This window comes from Enterococcus camelliae (assembly GCF_042685105.1).
In the GTDB taxonomy this organism is placed as follows: domain Bacteria; phylum Bacillota; class Bacilli; order Lactobacillales; family Enterococcaceae; genus Enterococcus_G; species Enterococcus_G camelliae.
Genome location: NZ_JBHUMO010000059.1, coordinates 35,417 through 35,918, shown reverse-complemented (window position 1 = coordinate 35,918; position 502 = coordinate 35,417). Strand labels below are relative to the sequence as shown.

The window sequence follows — 502 nt, the reverse complement described above, 5'->3', positions numbered from 1 at the left end:
CATTTTTTTGGTGGATTGTTGGTGGTTCTGATTCAAAAGAATCGGTTGGTTGGGTCAAGAGAAGAAGCGAAGCGGCTCTTGACTCAGTCAATCTATTCTTTTATCCTACGGAGCCAACGAACCACCTTAAGCGGTTTTTAATTTTGTCAGTTCTTCCTGAAGTCGTTCTGCAGGTGTTGCGTAGCCCATTATTTTTCTTGGTCTGTTGTTGATTGTATCGGTTATTGCGTGTAAGTGTGAGTAGGACAAGGGACTCAGAGTGACACCCTTCGGGATAAATTCCCGGAGCATACGATTATGTCTTTCATTTGTGCCTTTTTCCCAAGAGGCATACGCATGGGTAAAGAATACCTGAACACCCGAGGAGCTTTTTTCGATAAGAGATAGCGTGGAAAATTCAGATCCGTTATCCGTGGTTAGTGTTTTGAACTGTTCTAGTCCTTGTTTTTTCATTAAATCAAGTACGCCTTTTTGAACCAATGCGGCGCTTTTCCCCCAAACC

General features: G+C 43.0%; 1 protein-coding gene. It reads right to left on the bottom strand.

Going from position 1 to position 502, the window contains the following annotated elements; translation table 11 throughout:
* Nucleotides 1-126 precede the first annotated feature (126 nt).
* On the bottom strand, nt 127-502 hold a 376-nt coding region (locus tag ACFSR0_RS10295), incomplete at its 5' end, for an IS30 family transposase (RefSeq protein ID WP_379982495.1).